This is a genomic window from bacterium, from assembly GCA_040753555.1.
Taxonomy (GTDB): domain Bacteria; phylum UBA9089; class UBA9088; order UBA9088; family UBA9088; genus JBFLYE01.
Genome location: JBFMDZ010000124.1, coordinates 1 through 6,411, shown reverse-complemented (window position 1 = coordinate 6,411; position 6,411 = coordinate 1). Strand labels below are relative to the sequence as shown.

General features: G+C 35.0%; 8 protein-coding genes. 1 reads left to right on the top strand and 7 read right to left on the bottom strand.

Annotation, left to right across the window (positions count from 1 at the left end):
• A partial coding sequence (locus AB1630_09435) for a hypothetical protein (protein MEW6104012.1) occupies positions 1–239 on the top strand: 239 nt, incomplete at its 5' end.
• Here AB1630_09435 and larE read toward each other — a convergent pair.
• From larE to AB1630_09400, 7 genes are all read right to left on the bottom strand, one after another.
• Complete coding sequence (gene larE, locus AB1630_09430; protein MEW6104011.1) at positions 229–1,023, bottom strand: ATP-dependent sacrificial sulfur transferase LarE; 795 nt, start codon at positions 1,021–1,023, stop codon at positions 229–231. The two genes, AB1630_09435 and larE, sit on opposite strands and share 11 nt — an antisense overlap.
• A 379-nt stretch (positions 1,024–1,402) precedes the next feature.
• Positions 1,403–1,987 (bottom strand): imidazoleglycerol-phosphate dehydratase HisB, encoded by a 585-nt coding sequence (gene hisB, locus AB1630_09425; GenBank protein MEW6104010.1) that lies wholly within the window; start codon positions 1,985–1,987, stop codon positions 1,403–1,405.
• Positions 1,984–2,418, bottom strand: coding sequence for an SsrA-binding protein SmpB (gene smpB, locus AB1630_09420; GenBank protein MEW6104009.1), 435 nt, complete (start codon positions 2,416–2,418; stop codon positions 1,984–1,986). Before smpB ends, hisB begins: the two co-directional genes overlap by 4 nt.
• Positions 2,419–2,421: 3 nt before the next feature.
• A complete protein-coding gene (locus AB1630_09415) occupies positions 2,422–3,420 on the bottom strand; it encodes a class I SAM-dependent methyltransferase (GenBank protein MEW6104008.1) in 999 nt (332 codons plus the stop codon).
• A gap of 9 nt (positions 3,421–3,429) precedes the next feature.
• Entirely contained in the window at positions 3,430–4,755 is a 1,326-nt protein-coding gene (locus AB1630_09410; protein MEW6104007.1) for a nodulation protein NfeD, read from the bottom strand.
• Positions 4,752–5,957, bottom strand: a complete 1,206-nt coding sequence (ftsA, locus tag AB1630_09405; GenBank protein ID MEW6104006.1) for a cell division protein FtsA — start codon at positions 5,955–5,957, stop codon at positions 4,752–4,754. The genes AB1630_09410 and ftsA overlap by 4 nt, the downstream gene beginning before the upstream one ends.
• Positions 5,958–6,068: 111 nt before the next feature.
• A partial coding sequence (locus tag AB1630_09400) for a hypothetical protein (GenBank protein MEW6104005.1) occupies positions 6,069–6,411 on the bottom strand: 343 nt, incomplete at its 5' end.

Here is a 6,411-nt window from a genome sequence, read left to right as displayed (position 1 = left end):
TTCTATATAATATATCGGCATTTTTGAGAGGAAACCTTAAGAGGCTTTTTTTGCGAAAAATATTTTCTTATTTTCCAGGAAGGCTTGATAATATAGCCTTTATAACTTCACCGAGAATTGCTAATTGTATGTGTTTAACTAGCAATGAATTTATTGTTGCAGAAGGTTCTCCATCATCCCTTAAAGATTTGCAAAAAAAGGAAAGCCTTGAGGATGCATTCCTTGAGATTACAAAATAGCCTCATTCATACTCCCTGTTCTGTATCCAGCAAGGTCAAGGGTTATATAGGAAAATCCAAATCCCTTAAGGGCTTTTGCAATCTCATCTTTTAGCTCTAAAGCCTTTTTCATCTCTCTTTTTTCTACTTCTATCCTTGCAATTCCATTATGAGACCTTACCCTTAATTGTTTAAATCCAAGGTCTTTCAAAAATTCCTCTCCTCTCTCTACCGTTTTTAATTTCTCTTTTGTTATCTTCTCTCCATATGGAAACCTTGAGGCAAGACAGGCAAAGGATGGTTTGTTCCAGGTAGAAAGATTAAGTTTTTTTGAAAGGGCTCTAATTTCATTTTTTGTAAATCCTGCCTCTTTAAGGGGGCTTCTTATTCTAAATTCCTCTTTTGCTTTCATTCCTGGCCTGAAATCTTTCTCATCATCAAGGTTTGTTCCATCAATGATATGGCTTATCCCTTTCTCTTTGGCAATATTTTCAAGCCTTAAAAATAGCCCATTTTTACAAAAATAGCACCTATTGGGAGGATTTTCTATAAATTTTGGGTTTTTAAGCTCATCTGTTTCAATGAAAATATAATCTATCCCAAAATTCTCTGCCATTGTTTTTGCCTCTTCTAATTCTCTTTTAGGATATAGAAAAGAATTTGCTATAACAGCAAGGGAATTTGGACATTCCAAGCTTACAAGGTAAAGAAGAAGGCTTGAATCAACGCCGCCTGAATAAGCAACCAAAACACTCTCCATCCCTTGTAGAATTTCCCTTATTTTTTTTACCTTTGCATTTTGCATTTATTTATAGTTATCCGCATAATTCTTCATAATAAGCAATCTCTCAATTTTAGATTTCTTTGCAAACTTCTTTGAAAAACTTAAAACTTAAAGCGAAAAACTAAAAACCACAATTCAAAACTAAAAACTACAAAAATTTCGTTAAGTCCATTGAGTTATTGAGTTCTATAACCCTCTCACTTTATGAACTTTAAGGATAGCCTTCAATTCTAATCTTTTAGTTTTGAGTTTTAAGTTGTAGTTTTGCATTTTTAGTTTTAAGTTTTTAGTTTCCTTATCTTCCAAATTCTACTTTTTACCAAAGTTCACATCTTGATTATACGAAGTTTTACGGAACACTATAATAAAATTTTACCACACTTTTGACTTTTGGCTTTCTTTATATCATCCCCTTACTTGATGGAATATCCTCTCTCTCAATCCTTGTTGCCCCTTTTAATACCCTTCCTATTCCCTTAAATATTGCCTCTATAATATGGTGGGTATCAGAGCCATAAAGAATCACAATATGGAGGGTAATCTTTGAATTATCAACAAATGCCTTAAGAAATGCTTGAATTAAAGATGTATCAAGACCATCAACAATTCCAGAAAATTCAAAAGCAATATTATCCCTTTTTATAACAAGATTTGGCCTTCCTGATATGTCCAAAGATACAATAACCAATGCCTCGTCCATAGGAATGGTTATATCAGCATACCTATTTATTCCCTTTTTATTCCCCAATGTCTTATTAAATGCTTCTCCTAGGCAGATTCCGATATCCTCAATGATATGGTGTGGAAGGTCTCCATTTGCTTCTATATCAAGGTCAAACATACTATGGTGTGAAAGCAATGAGAGAAGGTGGTCAAAAAATGGAATGCTTGTTTTTATATTAGATTCTCCACCTCCATCAAGATTTAGGTTTAGTCTTATCCTTGTTTCCTTTGTTTCCCTTACTATTTCTTCCTTTCTCATCATAATTGTCTATTATTTTTTAATCCCCTCTCTATCTCCCGATTATGGATTTTTTTCTTTATTGCTTCCCTTTTGTCATAAAGCCTCTTTCCTCTACCAAGCCCAAGCTCTACCTTTACCCTTCCTTTTTTAAAATACATCTTTGTTGGAACAAGAGCCATTCTTTTCTCCTCTATCTTTCCCCTTAATCTTTCAATCTGGTATTTATGAAGGAGGAGCTTTTTCTTTCTTGCTAAATCCCCTCCGGCTTGACTAATATGACAATTATATAGAAAACATTCATTATTTTCTATTCTAGCAAATGCTTCACTTATATTCCCCCTTCTTTCCCTTAAACCCTTTACCTCACATCCTGTAAGTGAAATTCCAGCCTCAATGGTTTCCAAAATTTCATAATTAAACCATACTTTTCTATTTGTGCATATTGTCTCCATCCATCATCTTTTGCATAAAAAATGCCAATAGGGTTTATTCTCAGATATAATAATGTTTGTAAAGGTATTTTTCAATTCTAAAATCTCTTTGCGGCAGACCCTCTGTTCAATACGGGTAAAAAATCTGTCATAAACATCTTGCCTGATGCGTTTAATGCTTTTTTCATTATAGGTTTCATAGAGGGGAATATACTTACCAAGTCCTACGGGTTTTAATAATTGTCCCAAAAATATTAGGGGAATATAGAAAAAAAATGTCCCAAATTGCGAGAATATTTCCCTAAAGATTGGGCTTTTAATTCTACAAAGATGCATCCGCAACAAGGTTACTATTTTTAAAACAAGACGAAAATATATAGGTTTATTATCCAAAGAATAATAGAGATAAATGAGTAATGTAGGGGCAAATCTCTTAAGGTTTATAACTTCATTCAGGCAAGGGGTTGGAAGGTGATGCAAAACGCCCAAGCAAAACAAAAAATCGCAAAAATTGTCTTTAAATGGAAGGTTTTTCAAATCCATCATAAAGAATAGGCAATTATTGGCATTTGTTAAATTCTTCCTTGCTATAAAGATAGCATCAGAAAAATCAATAAGAATCATCTCCTTACAAACATCTTTTAAATAATAGCTCCATCTACCATTTCCACAACCAAGGTCGCATATCCGTAAATTCTGTAGCAAAGCAAGGGGAACAAGGTCAAAATATTCCAAAAATTCTCCCTTATGTTCAGGTAAAATTTCATTGTATTGCTCCCATTCCTTTGAAAATGTATATTGAATGTCTCTTGCAAAATCTTCTACTTCCCTATTGTTGGCAGCATCTTTTATCCTTAATTCTTTCTTTACAAAATCAGTATATTCGCTTGGTTTGGATAAAATGATAACATCGTTGATAATTGGATACCTCGCATTATCTACTACCAAAAAATCCCCTTCTAAAAAAAGCTCTTCTTTTTTGAAAATACTTTTTAGGGATTCTATCTTATCTTGGTAATACACATTCAAAACTTAAGCTTTCTTTATCTTAAGAACCAAGCCTTCAATAGCAATAACCTCTATTTCGCTATCCTTTTCTATGTCTTCGTCTGATCTTGCTTTCCATAGCTCACCATCAACAAATACCATCCCTTCTCTTTGAATTTGGGTTGTTGCCCTTCCCCTATTTCCAATCATCCCCTTTGAGCCTGTTTTTACCTTTCTAAATTGTGCCTTTAACCCTAGGGTTATCAATATAAAAAACAAAACAACCGTTGTTATGGAAACAGAGAGAATGAGAGAGCTTGAAATGGCAACCTCTGGAGAAAAACCTGCATCAATGAGCATAAATGAGCCTAATGTTAAGGCTACGCCACCACCCAAAAGGAATACTCCAGGGGTTTGTGCCTTTATCTCGGCAATGAGCAAAACAAACCCTAAGAGGATAAGAAGAAGACCAGCAAGGTTAATTGATAGGTTTGAAAGCCCAAAGAATGCCATTATCAAAAATATACTTCCCAAAACAGCACCCAAGCCAATACCAGGCGAGGCAAATTCATATATTAAACCATATATCCCAAGTATTAAAAAGATATAGGCAATATTTGGTTCAGCCAGAGAATGTAGGAATTTTTCCCTAAAACTCATATTTATCTCATCCATTTTTTTGTTTTTTGTATGAAGGACAATCTTCTTATTATCCCTTGTTATTATCCTTCCGTTAAGTTTATTTAGTAGGTCATCTAAATCAAGGGCAACAATGTCGCAAATATTAAGAGAAATTGCCTCTTCTTCTGTTATTGATTTGCTCTCCCTAACAGCCTCCTCTGCCCATTCAATATTCCTCTTTCTCTCTTTTGCTATTCCCTTTATCTCTGCAACAAGGTCATTTAAAATCTTTTCTTCAATCTTCTCCGACATTCCCTCTCCCATTGAAACAGGATGTGCAGCTCCTATATGTGTAGATGGTGCCATAGCAACAATATCAGATGCAAGGCAGATAAATACACCCGCAGATGCAGCCCTTGCTCCCTTTGGAGATATATAAGAGCAAACAGGGATTTTTGAATTTAAAAGCTCTTTTACAATCTCATGGGTAGATGTAACAAGGCCACCTGGTGTATCAATCTTTATAATAACTAAAGAGAGGTTTTTTTGCTCTGCCTTGGCTAAACTATTCCTCACAAACCTTGCTGTTATCGGGTTAATAACGCCATCTATCTTTATAAGCCCAATATCAGCAAAGCAAAAATTAAGGTTTATCAATAATACAATAATGCAATAATGCAATATCTGATTTGGAAATTTTGTTATATGACTTAAGACTCCCGACTCCCGACTCCCGACTTCAGACTTCATATCCTAAAAAACCCTTTTATCTCCTTTAACCATGAAAAATGTTTTGATGCCTTTTTTGTCCCTTTTTTATGATGCTCCTTTGCAGAAAGCATAACAAGACCAACAGATGTAGCATAGAATGGCGTAGATACAGCATCAACAAGACCGCCTATGTTTTGAGGAATACCAATCCTTACAGGAAGATTGAATACTTGTTTTGCAAGCTCAATAGACCCTTCCATCATTGCTCCACCACCTATTAAGACAACACCTGCATTTATTCTTGGTTTAAACCTTGTAATCTCCCTATCCAACATAGAAAACATTTCTTCCATCCTTGATTGGATTACCTCAGATAGAACATGCCTTGGAATGGTTTGTTCATCTTGTCCTCCTAGGGATTGTAAAGCTATCTCCTCATTTTCAGAAATAAGGGAAGAAAAGCAACACCCCCTTTCCCTTTTTATCCTCTCTGCATTGTCAAAGGATGTTTTAAGAACAATTGAGATATCCTTTGTGATATTAGTTCCTCCAATAGAAATTGTATATAAATGATGGAGATTTCCCTCTATAAATATAGCCATATCCGTTGTTCCTCCGCCAATATCAATTAAGGCTACGCCAAGGTGCTTCTCATCAGGAGAAAGGACAGCCTCTGCTCCCCCTAATAATGATAAAATAGGTGAACCCATCATTTTTAAACCTGCCTTTTCAACGCACATTATAAGATTCTGGATGGCTGTCTTCTTTGCTGTTATAAAATAAACCTCTGTCTCAAGCCTCATCCCTATCATACCAACAGGATCTTCTATGCCATCCTGGTCATCCACCCTGTAAGATTGAGGAAGGTGGTGGAGAATTTCCATATCCTGGGCAATATTAACCGCTTTTGCTGTTTCAATAACCCTTTTAACATCAAGCTTTGTTATCCCTCCTCCCTTTTTAATGGCTATCATTCCTGGGTTTGTAATGCCTTTAACCGAGCTTCCTGATATGTTAATTGTAACAGATTCTATCTTGCTTCCTGACATAAGCTCAGCCTTGCTCATAGATTGTTCAATGGATGCTGTTGTCTGGGAAACATTTGAAACCATTCCCCTGTGTAGACCCGAACAGGGCTTTGTGCCTATGCCAATTATTTCTATCTTTCCATTCTTTTTTATTTCAGCGACACAGACACAAACCTTTGTGGTTCCAATATCTAATCCTACAATGGGCGACATTTAAAAACTAAAAAACTAAAAACTCAAAACGCAAAAATGTGGTAAAATTTATTAAAATTTTGAATTTTGCACTGTTATTTTGCATTTTACGCTTTGCATTTTGCATTTTTTTCATCCTGGATATAAAATTGTAATTGTCAAATCCTGTTTTGTTTTTCTATGGAGCCTTCTAAAATCCCTTTCAAGGTCATAATCAGATGAATAGACAATAAGAATTTTCTTCTTTTTCTCAGCAATTCTTTCTGGGGTGATTATAGAATTTGGGTATCTAATAAATGGAGATTCTTCTTCTTTGAACAGGGGATTTGTAAGCCTTACCCCAAGAATATTTCCCTTTTCCTGCTTTACCCTTGCCTCCTTTACATCCTCAACAAAATATTTTCTCTCCCTATCCCTTATAATATTTGTCTTTATTATTACCTCTTTCCCAGAAAGCTCCTCTTTTAATATCCTT

Coding starts and splice junctions, on each gene's coding strand:
- larE (MEW6104011.1), bottom strand. CDS start 1,023: ATGCAAAATGCAAAGGTAAAAAAAATAAGGGAAATTCTACAAGGGATG.
- hisB (MEW6104010.1), bottom strand. CDS start 1,987: ATGATGAGAAAGGAAGAAATAGTAAGGGAAACAAAGGAAACAAGGATA.
- smpB (MEW6104009.1), bottom strand. CDS start 2,418: ATGGAGACAATATGCACAAATAGAAAAGTATGGTTTAATTATGAAATT.
- AB1630_09410 (MEW6104007.1), bottom strand. CDS start 4,755: ATGAAGTCTGAAGTCGGGAGTCGGGAGTCGGGAGTCTTAAGTCATATA.
- ftsA (MEW6104006.1), bottom strand. CDS start 5,957: ATGTCGCCCATTGTAGGATTAGATATTGGAACCACAAAGGTTTGTGTC.